The 23,703-nt window shown below is 56.7% G+C and carries 20 protein-coding genes; 15 read left to right on the top strand and 5 right to left on the bottom strand.

Annotated features, from left to right (window positions below):
* The first annotated feature begins 52 nt into the window (after positions 1 to 52).
* On the top strand, positions 53 to 1,117 hold the full coding sequence (hrcA, locus tag WNY39_RS09120) for a heat-inducible transcriptional repressor HrcA (RefSeq protein ID WP_341232795.1): 1,065 nt from the start codon (positions 53 to 55) through the stop codon (positions 1,115 to 1,117).
* 9 nt (positions 1,118 to 1,126) lie between these two features.
* Positions 1,127 to 1,690, top strand: a complete 564-nt coding sequence (locus WNY39_RS09115; RefSeq protein WP_342845239.1) for a nucleotide exchange factor GrpE — start codon at positions 1,127 to 1,129, stop codon at positions 1,688 to 1,690.
* Positions 1,691 to 1,757: 67 nt separating this feature from the next.
* Here WNY39_RS09115 and mutS read toward each other — a convergent pair whose 3' ends face one another.
* On the bottom strand, positions 1,758 to 4,379 hold the full coding sequence (gene mutS / locus WNY39_RS09110) for a DNA mismatch repair protein MutS (RefSeq protein ID WP_342845401.1): 2,622 nt from the start codon (positions 4,377 to 4,379) through the stop codon (positions 1,758 to 1,760).
* Between the two features lie 253 nt (positions 4,380 to 4,632).
* Between mutS and WNY39_RS09105 the strand changes: the two genes are divergently transcribed.
* Positions 4,633 to 6,891, top strand: a complete 2,259-nt coding sequence (locus tag WNY39_RS09105; RefSeq protein ID WP_342845238.1) for an NADP-dependent malic enzyme — start codon at positions 4,633 to 4,635, stop codon at positions 6,889 to 6,891.
* Complete coding sequence (locus WNY39_RS09100) at positions 6,888 to 7,775, top strand: ribokinase (RefSeq protein ID WP_342845237.1); 888 nt, start codon at positions 6,888 to 6,890, stop codon at positions 7,773 to 7,775. The genes WNY39_RS09105 and WNY39_RS09100 overlap by 4 nt, the downstream gene beginning before the upstream one ends.
* On the opposite strand, the gene msrA is transcribed toward WNY39_RS09100, so the two are convergent.
* The gene (gene msrA, locus WNY39_RS09095) at positions 7,765 to 8,430 is read right to left on the bottom strand and encodes a peptide-methionine (S)-S-oxide reductase MsrA (RefSeq protein WP_342845236.1); all 666 of its coding nucleotides are present in this window, start codon (positions 8,428 to 8,430) and stop codon (positions 7,765 to 7,767) included. The genes WNY39_RS09100 and msrA overlap by 11 nt on opposite strands.
* 147 nt (positions 8,431 to 8,577) lie before the next feature.
* On the opposite strand from msrA, the gene WNY39_RS09090 reads away from it, so the two are divergent.
* Positions 8,578 to 9,486, top strand: coding sequence for a D-amino acid aminotransferase (locus WNY39_RS09090; protein ID WP_342845235.1), 909 nt, complete (start codon positions 8,578 to 8,580; stop codon positions 9,484 to 9,486).
* Complete coding sequence (locus tag WNY39_RS09085) at positions 9,486 to 10,178, top strand: HAD family hydrolase (RefSeq protein WP_342845234.1); 693 nt, start codon at positions 9,486 to 9,488, stop codon at positions 10,176 to 10,178. The genes WNY39_RS09090 and WNY39_RS09085 overlap by 1 nt, the downstream gene beginning before the upstream one ends.
* 86 nt (positions 10,179 to 10,264) lie before the next feature.
* Here WNY39_RS09085 and WNY39_RS09080 read toward each other — a convergent pair whose 3' ends face one another.
* Entirely contained in the window at positions 10,265 to 11,485 is a 1,221-nt protein-coding gene (locus WNY39_RS09080) for an argininosuccinate synthase (protein ID WP_342845233.1), read from the bottom strand.
* A 124-nt stretch (positions 11,486 to 11,609) separates the two neighbouring features.
* Between WNY39_RS09080 and ilvA the strand changes: the two genes are divergently transcribed.
* Positions 11,610 to 12,842 carry a threonine ammonia-lyase IlvA gene (gene ilvA / locus WNY39_RS09075; protein WP_342845232.1) on the top strand — a complete coding sequence of 411 codons (1,233 nt, stop codon included), beginning with the start codon at positions 11,610 to 11,612 and terminating at the stop codon, positions 12,840 to 12,842.
* Between the two features lies 1 nt (position 12,843).
* Here ilvA and WNY39_RS09070 read toward each other — a convergent pair whose 3' ends face one another.
* Positions 12,844 to 13,176, bottom strand: a complete 333-nt coding sequence (locus tag WNY39_RS09070; protein WP_342845231.1) for an Hpt domain-containing protein — start codon at positions 13,174 to 13,176, stop codon at positions 12,844 to 12,846.
* A gap of 150 nt (positions 13,177 to 13,326) precedes the next feature.
* Between WNY39_RS09070 and WNY39_RS09065 the strand changes: the two genes are divergently transcribed.
* The gene (locus WNY39_RS09065; RefSeq protein ID WP_342845230.1) at positions 13,327 to 14,589 is read left to right on the top strand and encodes a fused response regulator/phosphatase; all 1,263 of its coding nucleotides are present in this window, start codon (positions 13,327 to 13,329) and stop codon (positions 14,587 to 14,589) included.
* Here WNY39_RS09065 and WNY39_RS09060 read toward each other — a convergent pair.
* Positions 14,576 to 15,022 carry an NUDIX hydrolase gene (locus tag WNY39_RS09060; protein ID WP_342845229.1) on the bottom strand — a complete coding sequence of 149 codons (447 nt, stop codon included), beginning with the start codon at positions 15,020 to 15,022 and terminating at the stop codon, positions 14,576 to 14,578. The two genes, WNY39_RS09065 and WNY39_RS09060, sit on opposite strands and share 14 nt — an antisense overlap.
* Before the next feature lie 77 nt (positions 15,023 to 15,099).
* Here WNY39_RS09060 and WNY39_RS09055 point away from each other — a divergent pair, with 77 nt between their 5' ends.
* From WNY39_RS09055 to WNY39_RS09025, 7 genes are all read left to right on the top strand, one after another.
* Complete coding sequence (locus WNY39_RS09055) at positions 15,100 to 16,086, top strand: Hsp33 family molecular chaperone HslO (protein WP_342845228.1); 987 nt, start codon at positions 15,100 to 15,102, stop codon at positions 16,084 to 16,086.
* A 43-nt stretch (positions 16,087 to 16,129) separates the two neighbouring features.
* Entirely contained in the window at positions 16,130 to 16,672 is a 543-nt protein-coding gene (locus WNY39_RS09050; RefSeq protein ID WP_342845400.1) for a CoA pyrophosphatase, read from the top strand.
* Positions 16,651 to 17,841 carry a CCA tRNA nucleotidyltransferase gene (locus WNY39_RS09045; RefSeq protein ID WP_342845227.1) on the top strand — a complete coding sequence of 397 codons (1,191 nt, stop codon included), beginning with the start codon at positions 16,651 to 16,653 and terminating at the stop codon, positions 17,839 to 17,841. The genes WNY39_RS09050 and WNY39_RS09045 overlap by 22 nt, the downstream gene beginning before the upstream one ends.
* A gap of 65 nt (positions 17,842 to 17,906) precedes the next feature.
* A complete protein-coding gene (locus WNY39_RS09040; RefSeq protein WP_342845226.1) occupies positions 17,907 to 19,742 on the top strand; it encodes an ABC transporter ATP-binding protein in 1,836 nt (611 codons plus the stop codon).
* 2 nt (positions 19,743 to 19,744) lie between these two features.
* Entirely contained in the window at positions 19,745 to 21,574 is a 1,830-nt protein-coding gene (locus tag WNY39_RS09035; protein ID WP_342845225.1) for an ABC transporter ATP-binding protein, read from the top strand.
* A gap of 39 nt (positions 21,575 to 21,613) precedes the next feature.
* Positions 21,614 to 22,852 (top strand): class I SAM-dependent RNA methyltransferase, encoded by a 1,239-nt coding sequence (locus WNY39_RS09030; protein ID WP_342845224.1) that lies wholly within the window; start codon positions 21,614 to 21,616, stop codon positions 22,850 to 22,852.
* 12 nt (positions 22,853 to 22,864) lie between these two features.
* Positions 22,865 to 23,638 carry an ion transporter gene (locus WNY39_RS09025; RefSeq protein WP_342845222.1) on the top strand — a complete coding sequence of 258 codons (774 nt, stop codon included), beginning with the start codon at positions 22,865 to 22,867 and terminating at the stop codon, positions 23,636 to 23,638.
* Positions 23,639 to 23,703: the final 65 nt, after the last annotated feature.

Genomic DNA, 23,703 nt, shown 5'->3' with positions numbered 1-23,703 from the left:
TTGATGCAACCCCGATTGACGTTTGCGGTCATAGCCCTTCTATTAAGGCAGCATGGAAAAAATACCTACAGTTCTAGACGAAATGAATGATCGGTCGCGCGAGGTTTTTCGCCGCGTGGTCGAAGGATATCTGGCGAACGGTGATCCTGTCGGATCGCGCACGCTAACCCGCGATTTCAGCGAAAAGGTCAGCGCCGCGACGATCCGGAACGTGATGCAGGACCTTGAGTATATGGGATTGCTTGGCAGCCCGCATGTCAGCGCGGGCCGCATTCCGACACAGATGGGTCTGCGGATGTTCGTGGACGGGATGATTGAAATCGGGGATCCCACGGATATCGACCGCGAAAAAATCGACGCGACCATGGGGGATAATGGCGCAGATGTAAGCGGGATTCTGGACCGCGTCGGATCGGCATTGTCAGGCGTGACGCAAGGCGCATCCTTGGTGCTGACCCCCAAACACGAGGCCCCGATCAAACATATCGAATTCGTCTCTCTTTCGCAGGATAGAGCCTTGGTCGTGCTCGTATTCTCGGACGGTCATGTGGAAAACCGGTTGTTCACTCCGCCGCCCGGCCAAACCCCCAGCAGCATGCGCGAGGCGGCAAATTTTCTGAATGCTTTGGTTGAAGGGAAAACCATATCCGAACTGCAGCGCGCCATAACGCTTCAGATCAACGAACGTCGGCAGGAGATCGATATTCTGGCCCAGCAGTTGGTCGAAAGCGGTATGGCGCTGTGGCAGGATGACGGGGAACACCCCGAGCGGTTGATCGTGCGCGGGCGTTCGAATTTGATCAACGCCGAAGGCGAGGCCGAGAACGTAGAGCTGATCCGGCAGCTGTTCGATGATCTGGAACGTAAGCGGGATATCGCTGAATTTCTGGAACTGGCCGACGGTGGGGACGGTGTGCGCATTTTTATTGGCTCTGAGAACAAACTTTTTTCACTTTCGGGTTCCTCTCTGGTCGTTTCCCCTTATATGAACGCTGATCGTAAGGTGATTGGTGCCGTCGGCGTGATTGGCCCCACCCGCCTTAATTATGGACGTATCGTGCCGATTGTGAATTACACGGCGCAGCTGGTTGGGAAACTTATCTCGAACCGCAGCTAGAGGTGGAATATGGCAGAGCCGAGAGAGAACGAATTTTTGGACGACATTGATGATGCAGAGGCCGAAGCCTATGCTGATGAAATGGAAGAAATTGACGATGAAGCGTTGGAGCTAGACCAGTTGCGTGCCGAGCGTGACTTGTTGAAAGACCGCTTTATGCGTGCGCTGGCCGATGCCGAAAACGCGCGCAAGCGGTCGGACAAGGACCGTCGTGAAGCAGAGAACTATGGTGGGTCCAAGCTGGCCCGCGATATGCTGCCCGTTTACGACAACATGAAACGCGCGTTGGAGGCCGTCACAGATGAGCAGCGCACGATCTCCGGGCCGTTGCTGGAAGGGATCGAGCTGACAATGCGCGAGCTTTTGAACGTGTTCAAAAAGCACGGCATCGAAGTGATCGCGCCCGAGGTTGGTGACAAGTTTGACCCGCAGCAGCATCAGGCGATGTTTGAAGCGCCGGTTCCTGGCACCGTAGCCGGAGAGATCATTCAGGTCGCGACCGAGGGTTTCATGTTGCACGACCGCCTGCTGCGCCCCGCGCAAGTTGGCGTTTCGTCAATGCCCGCGAGCTGAGCCGCTTTGGTTTAGCTGCGGACCCTTCGGGGAGGATTTATTTCCATTTGGAATATAGGGGAGGCGGTCAATCTTTGGCCGCCTCTTTTAGTTGATAGAGCACATCCAAAGCTTCGCGGGGCGTAAGCTCATCCGGCAAGATATCTGCGAGGGCCGTTTCGACCTTGGATACCTTTGCGGGTTGGGGTGGCGGCGTTGGTGCGACAGAGAACAGCGGAAGATCATCGATCAGCGTTTTCTGTGTGGCACCGCCTTCGCGTTCGCCTTTTTCAAGCGCTTCGAGAACGACGCGTGCGCGGGCGATGACCGATTGCGGCAGGCCGGCGAGCTGCGCGACTTGAACACCGTATGATCTATCGGCGGCACCTTTTTTGACCTCGTGGAGGAAGATAACCTCGCCTTCCCATTCTTTGACTGTGACGGTCGCGTTTTCGACGCCGTCCAGTTTGTTCGAAAGGGCGGTCATTTCGTGGTAATGCGTGGCGAATAGCGCGCGGGAGCGGTTCACATCGTGCAGATGCTCCAGCGTTGCCCAAGCGATTGAAAGCCCGTCATAGGTTGCGGTGCCACGGCCGATTTCATCCAAGATGACCAGCGCCCGGTCGTCTGCTTGATTAAGGATCGCCGCGGTTTCGACCATTTCGACCATAAAAGTGGACCGCCCGCGGGCCAGATCGTCAGACGCGCCGACGCGGCTGAAGATCTGGCTGACCAGACCGATATTTGCAGTGGTCGCGGGGACGTAGCTGCCCATCTGCGCCATCAGGGCGATCAATGCGTTTTGGCGCAGAAAGGTCGATTTACCGGCCATGTTCGGGCCGGTCAGCAGCCAGATCTGCGCGTTTTCATCGCTTGCAGACAACGTACAATCGTTTGCGATGAAGGCGGTGCCGGATTGCTGGGCCAGCGCGCGTTCCACGACGGGGTGACGCCCGCCCGAGATTTCGAAAGCCCGCGAATTATCGACGTGCGGCTTGGCCCAGTTTTCGGCTTGCGCCAGTTCGGCCAGCGCGGTGGCCAAATCAATCTCGGCCAGACCCGCAGAGACGACACCGATGGGGCCTGCCTCGGCCAGAATTGCGGCTTTTAGCGTTTCATAGAGCCGCTTTTCAATCTCAAGCGCGTGATTGCCTGCGTTGAGGATTTTGGTCTCCATCTCGGACAGCTCGACCGTGGTAAACCGGACCTGGTTCGCGGTGGTTTGCCGGTGGATGAATGTTTCGGATAGAGGGGCCGATAGCATCTTTTCGGCGTGGGTCGAGGTGACCTCGATGAAATAGCCCAAGACATTGTTATGTTTGATCTTTAGCGCGGAAATTCCGGTCTTGGATATGAATTCCTGCTGCATTTGTGCGATAACGCTGCGGCCCTCGTCACGCAGGGTGCGAACCTCGTCAAGATCACTATCGTAACCGGGGGCGATAAAGCCGCCATCGCGGGCCAAAAGCGGTGGTTCGGCGACCAGCGCCTGATCGAGAAGATCAACTAATGTGTCATGACCCCGCAACCCCTTGATAGCGTTCGATAAAAGATCGGGCATGTCGCTGCTGTCGGTCTTGTCTGCAAGCAGGCCGGCCTCGGCGAGGCCATTGCGAATGGCGGCCAGATCGCGTGGGCCACCGCGATCCAGTGACAAGCGGGACAAGGCGCGTTCCAGATCGGGAACATTGCGCAGATGATCGCGAAGATCTTGGCGCAACCGACCGTTATCAAGGGCAAAAGTTATTGCGTCCAGCCGGGCATGAATCGTCTCTAACACGCGGGATGGGGACGAAATGCGCCGTTCCAACAGACGCCCACCGCCTGCGGTAACTGTCTTGTCCATGACCGACAGCAACGTTCCGGCGCGGCCCCCAGATAGCGCGTGGGTCAGTTCAAGATTGCGGCGCGTGGCGGTATCAATCTGGACACTGCGGGCCTCGGATTCCTTTTGCGGGGGGCGGAGCAGGGGGAGTTTGCCCTTTTGAGTGATCTCGAGATATTCGATGACGGCACCCATGGCCGAAATATCGGCGCGCTCAAAACTGCCGAAGGCATCAAGCGAACTGACGCCGAACAGATCGCAAACGCTTTTCTCGGCGCTGGTGCTGTCAAAGGCGGAGCGGGCGAGGGGCGTCAGCGATAGATTGAAATCGGCCACTAGGTCGCGCAGTTCGTCCTCTTTCGCCTCCGACACGATCAGTTCGGAGGGGGATAAGCGCGCCAACTCCGGACCGAGCCGTGCCAAAGTGAGGGGCATCACGTGAAATGCGCCGGTGGAAATATCCACCCAAGCCAGCGCATGTTGGCCGCGCACCTCGGCAAAAGCGGCAAGGAAATTATGACGCCGCGCGTCGAGAAGGGATTCTTCGGTCAATGTGCCGGGGGTCACCAAACGCACCACATCGCGTTTGACGATGGCCTTGTATCCACGTTTTTTGGCCTCTGCCGGGCTTTCCATCTGTTCGCAAACGGCGACGCGGAACCCTTTGCGGATCAGGGTCAGCAGATATCCTTCGGCGGCATGAACGGGAACGCCGCACATCGCGATATCTTCACCGCCATGTTTGCCGCGTTTGGTAAGCGCGATATCCAACGCTTCGGCTGCGGCTGCGGCATCATCAAAAAACATCTCGTAAAAGTCGCCCATGCGGTAAAACAGCAAGGCGTCGGCATATTGCGCTTTCAACTCAAGATACTGCGCCATCATTGGCGTGATTTTTTCGTCGCTCACTACAAACCCCTGTTCGGCATATGCCTGTCTACAAAAACACGGGCGGGCATGAAAGGGGCGATCCTGATTGGCACAGCTGCGCGTGCCGTCGGATTTCCCAAAACCGCATGTCAAATTTACCGGTTCACGCGATTGGCTTCGTTACGTCGCAGACCTGTGAGCGCCATCATGATTGTACGCAGGGCGGTTCGTCGATATTAAGCCCTGAAACAATAGGGAAGCTTTGCCAGTGTCCAAGAACCGCATCACATCCGAAGAGGCGCTTGCCTTTCATCTAGAGCCAACGCCCGGCAAGTTCGAGATTACGGCGACTGTCCCCATGACAACGCAGCGCGATCTGAGCCTGGCCTATTCGCCCGGTGTTGCGGTGCCTTGTGAATCGATCGCTGAAAACCCTGAACTGGCGTATGATTACACCAACAAGGGCAATCTGGTTGCGGTGATTTCGAACGGCACGGCTGTCTTGGGCTTGGGTAATCTGGGTGCGTTGGCGTCCAAGCCGGTGATGGAAGGCAAGGCGGTTCTGTTCAAACGGTTCGCGGATGTGAATTCGATCGATATTGAACTGGATACCGAAGACCCAGAAGCGTTCATTAACGCGGTTAAATTGATGGGCCCGACCTTTGGCGGCATTAACCTTGAGGATATCAAGGCGCCTGAATGTTTCATCATTGAACAGCGTCTAAAAGAAGAGATGGATATTCCCGTCTTTCACGACGACCAACACGGGACAGCGGTGATTTGTGCGGCGGGCCTGCTGAACGCGCTGCATATTTCCGGCAAGAAAATCGAAGACGTGCGCATTGTGTTAAATGGTGCCGGGGCGGCCGGGATCGCCTGTCTTGAGCTGCTCAAAGCGATGGGCGCACAGCACAACAACTGCATCATGTGTGACACCAAAGGCGTTATTTATCAGGGCCGTACCGAGGGTATGAACCAGTGGAAATCTGCCCACGCCGCATCGACCGATCTGCGCAGTCTGGAAGAGGCGATGAAAGACGCCGATGTGTTTTTAGGCGTGTCCGTCAAGGGTGCTGTGACCCCTGCGATGGTTGCCAGCATGGCGGATAATCCGGTGATCTTTGCCATGGCGAACCCCGATCCGGAGATTACACCCGAAGAAGCGCACGAAGTCCGCCCCGACGCCATCGTTGCCACGGGCCGCAGTGATTACCCGAACCAAGTGAACAACGTGTTGGGCTTTCCCTATCTTTTCCGCGGTGCGCTGGATATTCATGCCCGCGCCATCAATGACGAGATGAAGATCGCTTGCGCCCATGCGTTGGCCAATCTTGCCCGCGAGGACGTACCCGATGAGGTCGCGTTGGCCTATGGTAAAAACCTGAGCTTTGGCCGTGATTATATCATCCCCACGCCGTTTGACCCGCGTCTGATCCACCGCATTCCACCCGCCGTGGCCCGCGCTGGGATGCACACTGGCGTCGCGCGGCGCCCGATCATCGATATGGATGCCTACGAGCTGAGCCTGAAATCGCGCATGGACCCGACGGCGAATATTCTGCGCGGGATCAATGCCCGTGCGCGTGCAAATCAGGCGCGCATGATCTTTGCCGAAGGGGACGACCCCAAGGTGTTGCGCGCTGCGGTCACGTATCAACGTTCCGGTCTGGGCAAAGCGTTGGTTGTTGGTCGGTCTGACGACGTAAAGGCCAAGCTGGCAGCCGCCGGTTTGGAAGATGCATATCGCGAGCTTGAGATCGTGAATGCGGCCAATACGACCCACTTGGACGCGTATAAAACGTTTCTGTATGATCGCCTGAAACGTCGTGGTTTTGACAGCAAAGACATTCACCGTCTTGCCGCACGCGACCGCCATGTTTTCGCGGCGTTGATGTTGGCGCACGGGCATGGTGATGGTCTGGTCACCGGCGCGACACGCAAATCCGCCCATGTCCTCGAGCGGATTAACCATGTGTTTAACGCCGACGCGCAGCATGGCGCGGTTGGCATTACCGCCGTTCTGCACAAAGGCCGGATCGTGTTTATCGGCGATACGCTGGTGCATGAATGGCCGGATGAAAACGATCTGGCGAACATCGCTGAAAGCGGTGCCAAGGTTGCGCGGCATTTGGGGCTTGAGCCGCGCGTGGCCTTCGTCAGCTTTTCGACATTCGGTTATCCGATTTCCGAACGGGCCGAGAAAATGCAGCGCGCGCCAAACGTTCTGGACACCCGTGGCGTTAACTTTGAATACGAAGGCGAGATGACCGTCGATGTCGCGCTGAACGCGGAAAGCCAAAAGAACTATCCGTTCTCGCGGTTGACGGGGCCTGCGAATATCTTGGTGGTTCCGGCGCGTCACTCCGCCAGCATTTCGGTCAAATTGATGCAGGAAATGGCCGGTGCGACGGTGATTGGCCCGATTTTGACCGGCTTGGATAAATCGATCCAGATCTGTTCAACCACATCGACGGCCAATGACATTCTGAACATGGCAATCCTGGCGGCATGTAAGGTCGGCGAATGATTTGGAACCTCGGCTCGATCAACGCGGATAACTTTTATTACCTGCGTCATTTGCCGAAACCCGGCGAAACCATCGCGGCCGAGGATTTTAACCAAGGTTTGGGCGGCAAGGGCGCGAATATGTCAGTCGCCGCCGCCCGCGCGGGTACCCGAGTGATGCATATCGGTGCGGTCGGGCCTGATGGGAAATGGGCGGTCGAACGTCTGTTGGAATACGGGGTTGAGACGCAGCATATCCACATGATCAACATGCCCACGGGCCACGCGAATATCTGTGTCGCCGAAGACGGCGAGAATAATATCGTTCTATTTGGTGGGGCAAATTACGAGGTTGACGACAGGATCATCGGCGGTGCCCTGTCCGAGGCGTCGCCCGGTGATTTTCTGTTGATGCAGAACGAAACCTTGGGTCAGGAATTTGCCGCCCGTACTGCGAAAACCCTCGGGCTGCGTGTGGCCTATGCCGCGGCCCCGTTCGAGGCAGACGTTGTGGCCGACGTGATGGATGATGTCGATTTACTGGTGTTGAACGAGGGCGAAGCGGCTGATCTGGTTCAGGCGCTGGGCAAATCGTTGGAGCAGCTTCCCATTGACGACATCATTGTCACCTTGGGTGAAAACGGCTGTAAATGGGTCTCTAACAAAGGGAAAAGCGAACAGTTTTTCCCTGCCTACGCGGTCAAGGCGGTCGATACGACGGGTGCCGGCGACACGTTTACCGGTTATTTGGTTGCCGCGCTTGATCGCAAGCTGACGATGTCGGACGCAATTACGCTGGCCATGCAAGCCGCCGCTTTGATGGTGACGCGGCAGGGCACGGCAGATGTGATCCCGGACCTGAAGGAAATTCAGGATCACAATTTCGACGGCGACCCTAATGCGTAAATGGTGCAGCATCGCCCCATAATTGTTTCACGCGCTGATCCCGCCCGCATCTGTCGCGATAGCGTTTGTAGGCATCGGATTTCTTAACGCCCAGACCGACGCTGCTGAACGCCAGCCGGTCGCTGCTTTTATAGTAATTCTGGTGATAATCGTCGGCGGGGTAAAATGCGGCTTTGCCTAAAACCGGTGTGACCACTGTTTTGCCCAACGCGGCTTGTGCATCTGCTTTGGCCTTTTCGGCGGCGGCCTTTTGTGGGGGACCGTCGGCAAAGATCGCTGTGCGATAGCTGTCGCCGCGATCACAAAACTGACCGCCGGCGTCCGTCGGGTCAACCGACCGGAAAAACATCGCCAGCAGTTGATCGGTGCTGACCACCGCAGGATCAAATTGGATTTGCGCGACTTCGTAATGGCCTGTGCCACCTGCGACGACTTGTTTGTAGGTCGGGTTTTTGACCGATCCGCCTGCAAAACCGGAAATGACCTCCTTCACGCCGTTGACGCCTTCAAAATCGGATTCAACGCACCAAAAACACCCGCCAGCCACCAAAAGCGTCTCTGTACCGGCGGCTTTGGCGCTGGTGCCTTGCGCGATCAGGCCCAAACCGATGGTGACGGAAAGGGCGATCAGCTTGATATTGGTTAAGATGCGCATTGGGGGTCTCCTCTTTTGCCAAACGGTGACGCGGTTCGCAGCGTGGCGCAACACACAGCTTGGGCATCTCACGCGCTGTTGAATTCAATTTCAGGCTTGGCGCGGGGCGGTGAAGTTCTTAGCGTCGCGGTGAAAAGGGGATTACCGATGCAAGATCACGTGACCACACATCAGGCCGAAGAAGACGCGCGCAACAACGAGATACTGATTTACCTGAACGGCCAGATTGTTCCCAAGGCCCAAGCGATGGTCAGCGTGTATGACAGCGGGTTCATGTTGGGCGATGGCATCTGGGAAGGGCTGCGCCTGTATGATGGCTGCTGGGCCTTCATGGATGAACATTTTGACCGCCTGTTCGAGGCCGCAAAAGCCATCGATATCGACATCGGAATGACCCGCGAGGCGTTGATTTCCGCCTTGATAGAGACGCAAAAAGCCAATGATATGACCACCGACGCCCATGCGCGCTTGATGATCACGCGCGGCGTCAAAACTCGACCGTTCCAGCACCCGTCGCTGTCGCAATCCGGCCCGACGATTACCATTATTATGGAGCATTCACGCCCCAGCATTCCGCGCCCGATCCGTTTGGCCACGGTGCCACATCTGCGGGGTTTGCCGATGACCCAAGACCCGAAATTGAATAGCCATTCCAAACTGAACTGCATTCTGGCCTGTATCGCTGCGGAAAAGGCAGGTGCGGATGAGGCGCTGATGCTGGATATCAATGGGTTCGTGAACACGACCAACGCTTGTAACTTTTTCATCGTGCGTAAGGGCGCGGTTTGGACCAGCACGGGCGATTATTGTATGAACGGGATCACGCGGCAAAAGGTGATCGATCTGTGTCGCGCGAATGATATTCCCGTTTTTGAGCGTAATTTTTCACTCGTTGATACCTATGGCGCGGACGAGGCGTTTTTGACCGGGACATTTGGCGCGCAGACGCCTGTTGCATCCATTGACGGCCGCCAGATTGGCACCGGTGAAATGGGGCCGATGACGTTGCGGTTGCGCGATCTGTACAAGGATCTGATCAAGCAGGAGTGCGCCTGATGCGGATCGCGATGTGGTCCGGCCCGCGCAATCTGAGCACGGCGATGATGTACAGCTTTGGCAACCGCGCTGATTTCGCGGTGATGGATGAACCGTTTTATGCGGCCTATCTGGCGGCAACTGGCGTGGATCATCCGATGCGGGCCGAGATATTGGCCGCCCAAGACAATGACCCTGCGCAGGTCGCCGCACTTTGTGCGCAGCCAGGCAGGCCGCATATCTATATGAAACATATGCCGCATCACATGCTGGACGGTTTTCCGATGGAATGGGCCAAGGATTGCGTGCACATTCACCTGATCCGGCACCCCGCCCGTGTGATTGCCAGCTATGCCGCGAAACGCGAGGCGCCCAGCTTTGCCGATATCGGATTTGGTCAGCAGACGGCGCTTTATGACCAGATCGGCGGCTTGGTCATCGATTCCGCCGATATCCGCGCTGACCCAGATGGTATGTTGCGCAAGCTGTGTGATGCGATCGATCTGCCGTTCGATCCGGCGATGCTGTCATGGCCAGCGGGTGCCCGGCCCGAGGATGGTGTTTGGGCGTCGCATTGGTATGGCGCTGTGCATAAAAGCACGGGGTTCGCCGGGGCCGAGGGGCCGTTGCCAAAGCTATCGGGGGATGAGAGGCAGCTTCTGGAGGAAGCGCTGCCCCATTATAATACGCTTTATGATCAACGTATTAAGTGAATGGCCACTCTCAGAAATGCTAGGCATCAACAAAAAAGGCCCGGACAGAAACCAATCTGCCCGGGCCTTTTCATTATCTTTGCCGATTAGCTTTTCAGACGTTTGTCACGGGCTGCCAGCAGCTTCAGACGCAGGGCGTTCAGCTGGATAAAGCCGGCGGCGTCTTTTTGGTCATAGGCACCAGCGTCGTCTTCGAAGGTTACATGCGCCTCGGAATAGAGCGAATGATCAGACCAACGACCGACGGTGCGCACGTGGCCCTTGTACAGTTTCAGGCGCACGGTGCCGGTCACGTGGGTTTGTGACGCGTCGATTGCGGCCTGCAACATAGTGCGTTCGGGGCTGAACCAGAAACCGTTATAGATCAGTTCGGCATAACGCGGCATCAGTTCGTCTTTCAGGTGCATCGCGCCACGGTCAAGGGTGATCGATTCGATCCCGCGGTGGGCCTCAAGCAGCAATGTGCCGCCGGGGGTTTCGTAAATCCCGCGCGATTTCATCCCGACAAAGCGACCTTCGACCAGATCAAGACGGCCACAGCCGTGTTTGCCACCCAATTCGTTCAGCTTGGTCAGGATCGTGGCTGGCGACATTGCTTCGCCATTGATGCTGACGGCATCGCCGGCTTCGAAACCGACTTCAACGTATTCGGGCGTGTCTGGCGCGTCTTCTGGGGCGACGGTGCGCTGATAGACATATTCGGGCGCGTCAACGGCGGGGTCTTCCAGCACTTTGCCTTCGGAGGACGTGTGCAGCAGGTTCGCATCAACGCTGAACGGTGCCTCGCCACGTTTGTCTTTGGCGACGGGAATTTGGTTTTTCTCAGCGAATTCAAGCAGTTTGGTGCGGCTGGTCAGATCCCATTCGCGCCATGGTGCGATGACTTTGATGTCGGGGTTCAGCGCATAAGCGGCCAGCTCAAAGCGCACCTGATCGTTGCCCTTGCCGGTCGCACCGTGGGCCACAGCGTCGGCACCGGTTTCGGCAGCAATCTCAACGAGACGCTTGGAAATCAGCGGCCGCGCGATGGATGTGCCCAGCAGGTACAGCCCTTCGTACAGGGCATTGGCGCGGAACATCGGGAAAACGAAATCGCGTACGAATTCTTCGCGGACATCTTCGATATAAATCTCAGAGGCACCCATCATTTCGGCTTTGGCGCGGGCGGGCTCCAGCTCTTCGCCTTGGCCAAGATCGGCGGTGAATGTCACCACCTCGCAACCGTATTCGGTTTGCAGCCATTTCAGGATGATCGACGTATCAAGCCCACCGGAATAGGCGAGCACAACTTTTTTGGGCGCGGACATGTTGTTTCCTTTGCGGTTTGCATCGCGAGGTATCGGGTTTTACAGGCGTGAGCAAGATTGAAGGCTGCGTTGACCGCCCGTGTTAGGGGCCGTATCGAAGGATAATCACCTTATGAGGCCATTGATGACCGATAAATTCCAGATCTTGGCGCAAAATGCGACCAAAGCGATGCGCGATGTGTTCCCTGCGACACCCCTGATGCGCAATGAACATCTGTCAGAAAAGTTTGATGCGGATATTTGGCTCAAGCGCGAGGATCTAAGCCCGGTTCGGTCGTACAAGCTGCGCGGTGCATTTAACGCGATGCGCAAGGTGATCCCGGAGCAATCGCTGTTTGTGTGCGCAAGTGCGGGCAACCACGCGCAGGGCGTTGCCTTTATGTGCAGCCATTTCGGGGTGAAAGGCGTGATTTTCATGCCGGTGACCACGCCGCAGCAGAAAATCCAGAAAACCAAGATGTTTGGCGGCGCCCAGATAGAAGTGCGGCTTGTGGGCGACTATTTCGATAAAACCCTGTCTGCCGCGCAGGAGTTTTGTGCCAGCGAAGGCGCGCATTTTCTGTCGCCCTTCGACGATGAGGATGTGATTGAAGGGCAGGCATCGGTCGCGGTCGAGATCGAGCAGCAGTTGGGCCGCATTCCGGATCGCGTTATCCTGCCCGTTGGTGGCGGTGGGCTGTCATCAGGGATTTACAGTTATTTCGGGGATGCCTGCGAATATACCTTTGTTGAACCCAAAGGCGCGCCAAGCTTGGCAGGTGCCTTGGCCCATGGGGTGCCGGTGGATATTTCGCCGATCAACAGCTTTGTGGACGGTGCCGCGGTGGCCAAAATCGGTCAGCGGAATTTTGACCGTCTCAAGGGGGTTGATCCGGCAAACGTGATTAATCTGGCCGAAGATCGCATTTGTGTGACCATCATCGAAATGCTGAACGTCGAAGGGATCGTGCTAGAACCAGCCGGTGCCCTGTCGATTGAGGCGCTGGGTGATGTTGCGGATCAGATCAAAGGGAAAACCGTTGTCTGCGTCGCGTCGGGGGGCAATTTTGATTTTGAACGCCTGCCCGAGGTTAAGGAACGCGCCCAGCGGTATTCTGGCGTGAAAAAATATTTCATCCTACGCATGCCGCAGCGCCCCGGCGCGCTAAAGGATTTCTTGGCTATGCTTGGCCCTGATGATGACATCTGCCGGTTTGAATACCTCAAGAAATCCGCCCGTAACTTTGGGTCGGTTCTGATCGGGATCGAAACCCGCAGCCCGGACAGTTTTGGCCCGTTCCTCTCTCAGCTGAATGACGCAGGGTTTACTTATACTGACATTACGAACGACGAAACGCTGGCCCAGTTCGTGCTGTGATTTAGGCGGTCAGCGCCGTGGGCATTTCGGCAATAAATTTCGTTTTGGATGAATCATAAGCAGCAACAATCGCGGAAATATCAACCTGATCGGCGTGGCCAGCGGCTGAATTTGTTTCCCCCAGTTGGCATTGTTCCGAAAAGGCCAGAAACCCAAGGTTCAGCGCGCTGCCTTTAAGGAAATGTAGGTCGTCGCCAAGCGTGTTCAGGTCGGGCACGGTGCGCAGCTTTTCGATAACGTCTTCCACCTCGTCGATAAAAATTTCAACAATTTCAGCAAAGTCTTCTTTTCCAACGTCATCACGCAGGGTGTTAACCTGTGCCCAGTCAATCATGGTGCAGATTCCTTTCACCGGAAACGATAGAACAAGTTGATTAACGGCAGGTGGGTCACTGGCGATTGTTTGTTCAAGTTTTAGGTTTCATGGGCTGTTAAACAGCTGTGCAGTAGAGCTGTGCTTTCACCTCTCTGAACGGTCAATTTGATGCACCACAATCCGAAAATTTCAGAACAGCCGCAGCGCCACGGCGTCATGCAGCTTGCTATGGTTGTGGATGACAGCAAACTGCAGCGTCGCATTCTGGGTGCGTCGCTTAGGAAATGGGGGTTTTCCGTGGTCGAGGCTGCATCGGGCCCCGAAGCGATTGAGAAGTGTAAGGCGCAATTGCCCGATCTGGTGCTAAGCGATTGGGTGATGCCGGGGATGTCCGGGTTGGAATTTTGCCGCGAATTCCGTGCGTTATCCGAAACGCAATACGGCTATTTTATCTTACTAACGTCGAAAAGCGAAAAGGCCGAAGTCGCCAAGGGATTGGACAGCGGTGCCGATGATTTTCTAAGCAAACCGGTTGATGTGCACGAACTGCGCGCCCGGATCGCGGCGGGCGAACGTATCTTGGAAATGCAGCGCCAGTTGATTGATAAAAACCTGATTATCACCCACACATTGGACGAATTGCAGCGTGTTTATGACCTGCTGGATAAGGATCTGATCGAGGCAAAGAAGCTCCAACAATCACTGGTCCGCGAACGTACCCGCGATTTTGACGGGGGCAAGCTATCGCTGTTGCTGCGATCCAGCGGTCATGTCGGCGGGGATCTGGTCGGGTTCTTTCCGGTGAACGACACGAAACTTGGGCTTTTCGGAATTGATGTTTCAGGCCACGGGATCAGCTCTGCGCTGATGACGGCGCGGTTGGCGGGCTATCTTTCGGCCGCCGTGCCTGACCAGAATATCGCCCTAACCCGCGATCACGGTGGTGAATATAAGATGCGCCCGCCGGAACAGGTCGTTTCCGAATTGAACGATCTGGTGCTCAGCGAGATGGAAACCGAACATTATTTTACGCTGCTTTTGGCAGAGGTTGATTTGAAATCGGGCCATGTGTCGATGTGTCAGGCGGGCCACCCCCATCCCGTGGTGCAGCGCCGCGATGGCAAAATTGAACAAAACGGTCCCGGTGGTTTTCCCGTCGGGCTGATGGCCAAGGTCGAATACGAAAAATTCGACGTAGATTTATCCCCCGGCGACCGGCTTTTGATCCTGTCGGACGGGGTGACCGAATGCCCCGATCCAGAGGGGACGATGATGGAGGAAGAGGGCCTCGCCAAGATGCTTTTCGCGCTGCGCGATGTGTCAGGCCCGCCGCTGCTCGAGGCGATCTTGTGGAAGCTGTCCGAGTTTTCCGGACATGCCGAGTTTCCTGATGATGTTTCAGGAATTTTATTTGAATTTACAGGCCGTTAGCGCAGTATTCCTGCAGGAATGACCGGTCACCATCATTGCCCAAAACGGCTAGGGATTCATCGGCAGACAGCACAATGGTTGTATGATTCGGTTCGATGGGATCGGCGATTTGGCGGATTGGGTGCGCGACATAGACATGGCACAGCTTTTCCGCCCAGAGGTCATATTCGGGCATATACACAAACCGCCGGAACGCGCCCAACCGCCGGGGGTATCCGATCTTCCAACCGATCTCCTCCATCACTTCGCGGTGCAGCGCCTGAAGGGGGGATTCGCCGGGATCAATACCGCCACCTGGCAATTGCACATCCACCTGGGGCGACATCTGCGCGGTCATTAAAAACCGGTTTTTCAGCGGCAAAATCGCATAGGCACCGGGCCGAATGGTATAGTTTTTGCCAGCCAATGGCGGCTCGCCAAATCTTCGCAGCATATAACACCCCTTTTCGTGTGGCTTGTTGCCCTTATATAGACGCGGTATGCCAACTGCCCGCCTGTAAGGAAAGTCTGATGAACCAAGGAAATAAAATCGCGTGGGACGACACCGTTCTGCCCTTTCAACTGGATGCGTCCGACATTCGCGGCCGTGTGGCCCGTTTGGATGGCGTCCTTGAGGGGATTCTACGTCAGCACGACTATCCTGAAAAGGTCGAAGCATTGGTCGCCGAGATGGCGTTGCTGGCCGCGTTGATCGGCCAAACGATCAAGCTGCGTTGGAAATTGCAGTTGCAGGTCCAGTCGGATGGCCCCGTGCGCATGATTGCCGTCGATTATTATGGCCCGACCGACGAAGGAGCCCCGGCCCGTATTCGCGCCTATGCCAGCTTTGACGCGGATCGGATTACCGATGCGCCCGCGTTTGAGCAGGTCGGCAAAGGGTATTTTGCCGTCATGATCGACCAAGGCGAGGGCATGACACCCTATCAAGGGATCACGCCGCTTGCCGGTGGGTCGCTGTCTGCCTGTGCGGAATCCTATTTTGCGCAGTCCGAACAGCTGCCGACGCGCTTTCAGCTCAGCTTTGGTAAATCGTCCATGCCGGGCGAGGCCGAACATTGGCGTGCAGGCGGCGTGATGTTGCAGCACATGCCCAAAGCGTCGCCATTTGCCGCAAAAACTGAAGGTACAGGTGAAATCCTGACGCCTGATGATCTGGTCGATGGTGAAGAGGGCGAAAACTGGCGGCGCGCCAATGTGCTGCTGGATACTGTGGACGAGTTGGAGCTGATCGGCCCCAGCTTGCCGCCCACGGATCTGTTGTTGCGCCTGTTTCACGAGGAATCGCCGCGTGTTTATGACGCGCAGGCCGTACGTTTCGGGTGTTCCTGTTCGGAAGAGCGCGTGCGCCAAAGCTTGTCGATCTATTCGGCCAAGGACATCGAAAAGATGACAACGGAAGACGGCCGTGTGACCGCAGATTGCCAGTTCTGCAGCGCGCATTACGATCTGGATCCGAAAACAGTCGGGTTTGACGCCGAATCCGCCCGTGCTGAATGATCAGATAAACAATTTTCGGACGGCGCTGGCGCAAACTGGCGTCATGTCGTCCGATTTTGACCTGAACAAGGATGTGTTGCTGCCCGCAGATCGCATATTGCGACCTGCAGGTGTGCTTGCCCCGATTGTTGAGAAAAACGGCCAGTTCGAACTTATCCTGACCAAACGGTCCTCTGCGTTGAAACATCATCCGGGGCAAATCGCGTTTCCGGGCGGCAAGCAGGACGATGGCGATGCCGATGTGATTGCCGCCGCCCTGCGCGAGGCGCGTGAAGAGATCGGCCTGCCGACCGAACTGGTCGATGTGTTGGGTACGCTTCCAGCCCATGAAACAGTGACCAATTTTCATGTGACCCCCGTTATTGGCCTTGTTAGAGACGTTTTTGACATTATCCCTGAACCCGGCGAGGTCGAGGAAGTATTCACCGTTCCGCTAAGCCATGTGCTGAACGCCGATAATTATCTGGTGCAATCGCGTCGCTGGCGCGGAAAACAACGGCATTATTACGTTGTTCCCTACGGCCCCTATTACATTTGGGGGGCAACCGCGCGTATGCTGCGGGCATGGTGCGAACGTATGACATAACCCTTCCTGCTGATACCAGTTGGCTTGCCGATGCGGATGCGCAAGCGGTCGCCCACGCGATCGAGGCGGGCGGCCACCGTATCTACTTTGTCGGGGGCTGCGTGCGCAACGCATTGTTGGGTCTGCCGGATAGTGACGTGGACATGTCGACAGATGCCTTGCCCGAACGGGTGATGGCGTTGGCGCGTCAGGCTGGGTTAAAGGCGGTTCCAACCGGTGTTGAACATGGAACGGTGACGGTCGTCAGTGGCGGCAAAGGGTTCGAGGTCACAACCTTTCGCCGAGATGTTGAAACCGATGGTCGCCGCGCTGTTGTCGCCTTCTCCGATAATATTGATGATGACGCCCGCCGCCGTGATTTCACGATGAACGCGCTTTATGCCGATGCCGAGGGCCGCGTTATTGATCCGCTTGAGGGGATGGCCGATCTGCGCGCCCGCCGTGTGCGGTTTATCGAAGATGCCAATGCCCGCATTCGCGAGGATTATCTGCGGACATTGCGGTTTTTCCGGTTTTGTGCGTGGTATTCGGACCCCGCCGAAGGGTTTGATGCAGATGCAGATGCATTATCGGCAATCGCATCGAATACCGACGGGTTAGAGACGCTTTCGGCGGAGCGTGTCGGAGCCGAGATGCAAAAGATTTTGCGCGCGCCCGATCCCGCGCCAGCCCTGGCCGCGATGCGTCAGACAGGTGTTTTGGGCGCTATATTGCCCGGATCAGATGACCGCTGGATCGCGATGTTGGTGCATTTCGAACGGCTCGCGGGTTTGCCGGCCACGTGGTTGTGGCGGCTGGCCGCGTTGGGGGGCGATGATGTTGCGGGTCGTTTGAGGCTTAGCAAAGCTGATGCGCGTGATCTGGACCGTATAAAGGATGCCGCGTTCGGAGGAGCACCCATTGCCGAGCTGGCCTATCGTCATGGTGTGAAAATCGCGCAAGGTGCATGGTTGCTGCGCGCCTGTATCGCCGAAACACCGCCCGATTTGTCCGTGTTAGAGACGATTCAGCAGGCGAGCCAAGCGGTTTTCCCGATCAAATCGGCGGACCTGATGCCGGAATATTCAGGCCCTGATCTGGGCAAACGGCTCAAGCAGCTTGAGGCGGTTTGGATCGCATCGGGGTTTGCTGCCGATCGCGCCGCTTTGTTGGATACGCCAAATACCTGACCGCAAAAGGTGGACTTGTGCCGCGCGGTCTGAATATCTCGACCCATATATTTGGAAGTCTTGTCATGTTTCGTTTCTTTGAAAACCTTGTCGACCCTTATGTCGAGTATCCTGAACAGGACACGCCCCCAACCGGGCTGTGGGCATTCTTTCTTGATTATAGCAAACCGTTCAAAAAGCTGTTTTGGCTGACAGGTTTCATGTCGATCATTGTCGCGGGGATCGAGATCGGGCTGATCTATTACATGGGCCGTCTGGTGGATCTGCTGGATGGATCGCCTGCCGAGGTTTGGCAAACCTATAAGACCGAATTTATTCTGGTTGCGCTTTTCATTCTGCTTTTGCGGCCCTTGATGCAGGGCTTAGACGTGCTGTTGCTGAACAATGCGATTTTGCCGAATTACGGGGCGCTGTTTCGCTGGCGGTCGCATCGGCAGGTGTTGCGGCAATCCGTCGGCTGGTTCGAGGATGACTTTGCCGGGCGTATTGCCAACCGAATCATGCAAACGCCCCCCGCCGCAGGCGAGGTGATATTCCACGTTTTCGATGCGATTTCGTATTCGCTGGCCTATTTGATCGGTGCCGCGATTTTGTTGACCACGTCGGATTGGCAGCTGCTTATTCCGCTGGTGATCTGGTTCTCGCTTTATATGTTGCTGACCCGTTGGACGGTAACGCGTGTCAGCGTCGCGTCCAAAGCGGCATCCGATGCCCGGTCCGAGGTCACAGGCCGTGTCGTTGACAGCTATACCAATATTCATTCGGTCAAGATGTTTGCCCATCACGACCGCGAGGTGAATTATGCCAAATCCGCCATCGAAAACGCCCGCAAAACCTTTCAGAAAGAGATGCGCATTTTCACGGTGATGGATGTGTGTCTGGTCATGTTGAACGGTCTTTTGATCGTTGGTGTCGTGGGCTGGGCGTTTTATTTGTGGTCTGCGGGTCATGCCACCGTCGGGGCCGTGACCGCCGCCGCCGCGCTGACCTTGCGGCTGAATTCAATGACGGCCTGGATCATGTGGGCGCTTTCGACGTTCTTTCAGCAGCTTGGTGTCGTGGCCGAGGGGCTGGAGACGATTGCCCAACCCATTGCGCTGGTTGATGACGCTGATGCGCGCCCGCTTGAGCTGACCGACGGGCGGGTCGAAATGATCGGATTGTCGCATCACTATGGTCGTGGGTCCGGTGGTTTGAACAACGTTAATCTGGTCGTCAAACCGGGCGAAAAGATCGGGTTGATCGGGCGGTCGGGCGCGGGCAAATCGACCTTGGTCAAGCTGCTTTTGCGGTTCTATGATCCTGAAAACGGTCAGATTTTGATCGACGGTCAGGATATCACCAAGGTGGGGCAAGACAGCCTGCGGCAAAACATCGGGATGGTGCAACAAGACAGCGCATTGCTGCACCGCACCATTCGCGAAAACATCTTGTATGGCCGACCAAGCGCAACGACCGAGGAGGTCGTCGCTGCCGCGAAACAAGCGCAAGCGCATGATTTCATTCATGATCTGGCAGATGCTGACGGGCGGTCGGGGTATGATGCACAGGTCGGTGAACGGGGTGTAAAGCTGTCTGGCGGGCAACGCCAACGGATAGCACTTGCCCGTGTGATCCTGAAAAATGCGCCGATCCTGCTGCTGGACGAGGCGACAAGTGCGCTGGATAGCGAGGTCGAGGCCGCCATTCAGGAAACGCTTTATGGCATGATGGAAGGGAAGACCGTTATCGCCATCGCGCATCGTCTTTCGACCATCGCCGAGATGGACCGGATTTTGGTGATGGATGACGGGCGCATCGTAGAAGAAGGCACGCATGACATGCTTTTGGCGAATGGCGGGCTATATGCTGATTTCTGGGGCCGGCAATCCGGCGGGTTCCTCAAGACGGAAGACGATTAAAGATGAAGATTGCCGATTTGATTGACCCCTTTGCGCCCGCCGATGGTGACCCGCCGCAACGCTTGCTGCCGTTTTTTGGCTGGGCCCTCAAGGGGTGCTGGATCGCGCTAGCTTTGGCCGCTTTCCTATCCATGATCGCCGGTGTGGTCGAGGTATTGGCCGCGCTTGTGTTGGGGTGGGTTGTTGATGCGGCGTTGTCATCTACGCCAAGCGCCGTTTTTAGCGATCAGATCGGCTTGATGATTGGCTGTTTGGTGTTCTTCCTGATCCTGCGGCCCGGGCTCTTTGGGATGGCATCCTATATGCAGTCGATTGTTATTGGGCCGAATATACTCAACATCTCGCTGTCGCGGTTACATCGCTATACGCTGGGTCAGGCTGTCACGTTTTTCGACAATGATTTTGCGGGCCGGATCTCCCAAAAAGAAATGCAAACCAGCCGCGCCTTGACCGATGTTGTGGTCGAAATGATCCACACCATCATTTTCGCAGCGGCGTCCTTTGTCGGCGCTGTGATGCTGCTGGGCACCGTGGATTGGCGGATCGCCGCAGGGTTGGTTTTGTGGATGGTCGGCTATATCTTTTTGATCCGCCATTTCATGCCACGCATCCGCAAGTTTTCTCAGGCGCGTGCCGGTGCGCGGGCGATGGTGACGGGGCAGGTGGTTGATACGATTACCAACATCAAAACGGTGAAACTGTTCGCTCATGCCGATTTTGAAGACCGCGCCGCGCTGGGCGCGATGAACAAATTTCTGGGCACAAGCCTTGATTTCGGCCAGGTTAGTGTCGCATTTCGGTTTTGGCTGATGACGATTGCCGGGCTTTTGCCGGTGCTTTTGGTCGGTGGCGCGCTTTGGTATTGGTCGCTGGGGCTGGTGACGGCGGGTGATATCGCGGCGACCGGTGCGGTGTCTTTGCGGTTGGCGCAGATGACCGGCTGGGTCAGCTTCACGTTGATGGCGCTTTACGCGAATATGGGCGAGGTCGAAGACGGCATGCGCACGCTAACACCGCGCCAGCAGCTGCGTGACATAGACGGCGCGCAGGATCTGTTCGTGAGCAACGGTGCGATCAATTTTGACGATATTCGCTTCACCTATGGGCGTGAAACCGGCGGCGTCGAACAATTGACGCTTGATATCAAACCGGGCGAGAAGCTGGGCATTGTGGGCGCGTCCGGTGCCGGTAAATCCAGCCTCGTTTCGCTGCTGTTGCGTCTTTATAATCTTGAGGAAGGGCGTATTCTGATTGACGGTCAGGATATTGCAAACGTCACCCAAGAAAGCCTGCGGCGTCAGATCGGGATGGTCACGCAGGAAACGGCCATGTTTAACCGGTCGGCTTTTGATAACATCCGGTATGGTAAACCCGACGCGACCGAGGATGAAGTGATCGCCGCCGCGACCAAGGCCGAGGCGCATGAATTTATCAAAGAGATGCAAGACCACACCGGGCGCAAAGGCTATGCCGCGCATCTGGGTGAAAGGGGCGTTAAGCTGTCTGGCGGGCAACGCCAGCGCATCGCCTTGGCCCGTGCGATTTTGAAAGACGCGCCGATTTTGATTCTAGACGAGGCGACAAGCGCGCTGGACAGCGAGGTTGAGGCCGCCATTCAATCCGCCCTGAGCCGCGTAATGGAGGGCAAGACCGTTCTGGCCATCGCGCACCGTCTGTCGACCCTGACCGAGATGGACAGGATCGCCGTCATGGACGCGGGCAGGATCGTGGAAATGGGCACACATGACGCGCTGTTGGCGAAAGACGGGCTTTATGCGCGGTATTGGCAGCGGCAGTCGGGCGGGTTTCTGGATGTGAAGGCCGCTGAATAGGGGCTTTTGCTGGCGCGTCCTTCGCGCTATGCGCGGTGCATGACAGAATATGTAATTCAGCGACTTGGTCACTTGGGCGACGGCATTGCCGCTGGCCCGCTCTTTGCCCCCATGACTTTGCCGGGGGAGGTCGTGACAGGCGTGCCTGTTGGGCAAACCCTGACGGACATCCGCATCGTTAAGCCATCGGAAAACCGTGTTGCGGCCCCGTGCCGCCATTTCAAAGCCTGCGGTGGCTGCCAATTGCAGCACGCGTCGGATGACTATGTCGCGGATTTCAAGATGGGTGTGGTCAAGGCATCGCTGGATGCCCACGGGATAGAGACTGTATTCAAGCCGATCCAAACCTCGCCCGCGCAATCGCGTCGCCGGGCGACCTTTGCCGCCAAGCGCACGAAAAAGGGCGCGATGGCCGGGTTTCACGGGCGCGGGTCGGATGTTGTGATCGAAATTCCGGGCTGCCAACTGCTGGATCCGGCGGTTATGGCAGCGAGACCGATCACTGAACAATTGGCCGTTGTGGGCACCAGTCGCAAGGCACCGTTGGCAGTGACCGTGACCACGTCACGCGCTGGTCTGGATATTTCGGCGCAAAATGGCAAAGAGCTGGATGGCCCTTTGCGCCAAGAACTTGCGCATCTGTGCGACAGTCTGGGCCTTGCCCGTCTGACGTGGGATGGCGACGTGATTGCGATGCGCACGCCGCCGGTCCAACGCTTTGGTGTTGCCAAGGTAACGCCGCCCCCCGGTGCGTTTTTGCAGGCCACCCCGCAGGGCGAAGCGGCGTTGGTGACAGCAGTGCGCGAAGCGGTCGGGACTGCGCGTCACGTTATTGATCTGTTCGCAGGGTGCGGCACGTTCAGCCTGCCCTTGGCCGAAAATGCCGAAGTGCATGCCGTTGAGGGCGACGCGCTGATGACAGCAGCGTTGGATCACGGTTGGCGGATGGCGCAGGGGCTAAAGCCCGTGACGTTTGAGGCGCGCGATTTGTTCCGTCGTCCGTTGCTGCCCGATGAATTGGCCAAAACCGACGCGGTTGTGCTGGACCCGCCCCGCGCGGGAGCCGAGGCGCAGGTGGCCGAGATCGCCAAAGCGATGCCGCCCGTCGTGGCCTATGTATCGTGTAATCCAGTGACCTTTGCACGGGATGCCGCCGTTTTGATTGCTGCGGGGTATGCATTGAATTGGGTGCAGGTTGTTGACCAATTCCGCTGGTCTTCCCATGTGGAGCTTGCGGCGCAGTTCACTGCCCCCGAGGTTAAACGCAAACGTAATTAAGGCATCATCTTCATGCGCGAACGTCTAGGTAATTGGGTCGAAAGCCCAATGGTTAGCAATTTCATTATTGGTGTGATCATTTTTAATGCCGCGCTGCTGGGCATGGAAACTGCGCCCGCGCTGATGGATGCGTTTGGCCCGGCGATCATGTTTCTCGATTCCGTCTGCCTTGCGATTTTTATCGTCGAAATCACGATCAAGATTTTTGCACGCGGCACGGGGTTTTTCAGAAACGGTTGGAATTTGTTCGACTTTGCGGTCGTGGGGATTGCGCTTGTTCCCGCCGTGCAGGGGCTGTCGGTCCTGCGGGCGCTGCGTATTTTGCGTATCTTGCGGGTGATCTCGGTCGCACCGCGTTTGCGCCGCGTCGTCGAAGGGTTCATCACCGCCTTGCCGGGCATGGGGTCGGTGTTCTTGCTGATGACGATCATCTTTTACATCGGGTCTGTGATCGCGACCAAGCTGTTTGCCGATGCGTTCCCTGAATGGTTCGGGTCGCTGCCGGCGAGTGCGTATTCCTTGTTTCAGATCATGACGTTGGAAAGCTGGTCCATGGGGATCGTGCGCCCCGTGATGGAGGTTTATCCCTATGCGTGGGCGTTTTTCGTGCCGTTCATTCTGGTGACGACCTTTGCCGTGGTGAACCTTTTGGTGGGTTTGATCGTCAACTCGATGCAAGACGCCCATCAGGCCGACGAGGTAGAGCGTACAGACGTCTACCGTGAGGAAGTCATGCGCAAGCTGGTGGCGATTGAGAAGCAGTTGGCAGAAAAGCAGCACCAGTAACGGCTTTTTGAGGTTCAAAATTTTTGCTACATGCTAGGCGAAGCTGATAAAGGTCGAAAAGGCCA

The organism is Sulfitobacter sp. AS59, from assembly GCF_038899995.1.
In the GTDB taxonomy this organism is placed as follows: Bacteria; Pseudomonadota; Alphaproteobacteria; order Rhodobacterales; family Rhodobacteraceae; genus Sulfitobacter.
Note: the sequence above shows the minus strand (reverse complement) of the source record. Positions and strands in the feature narration are given on the sequence as shown.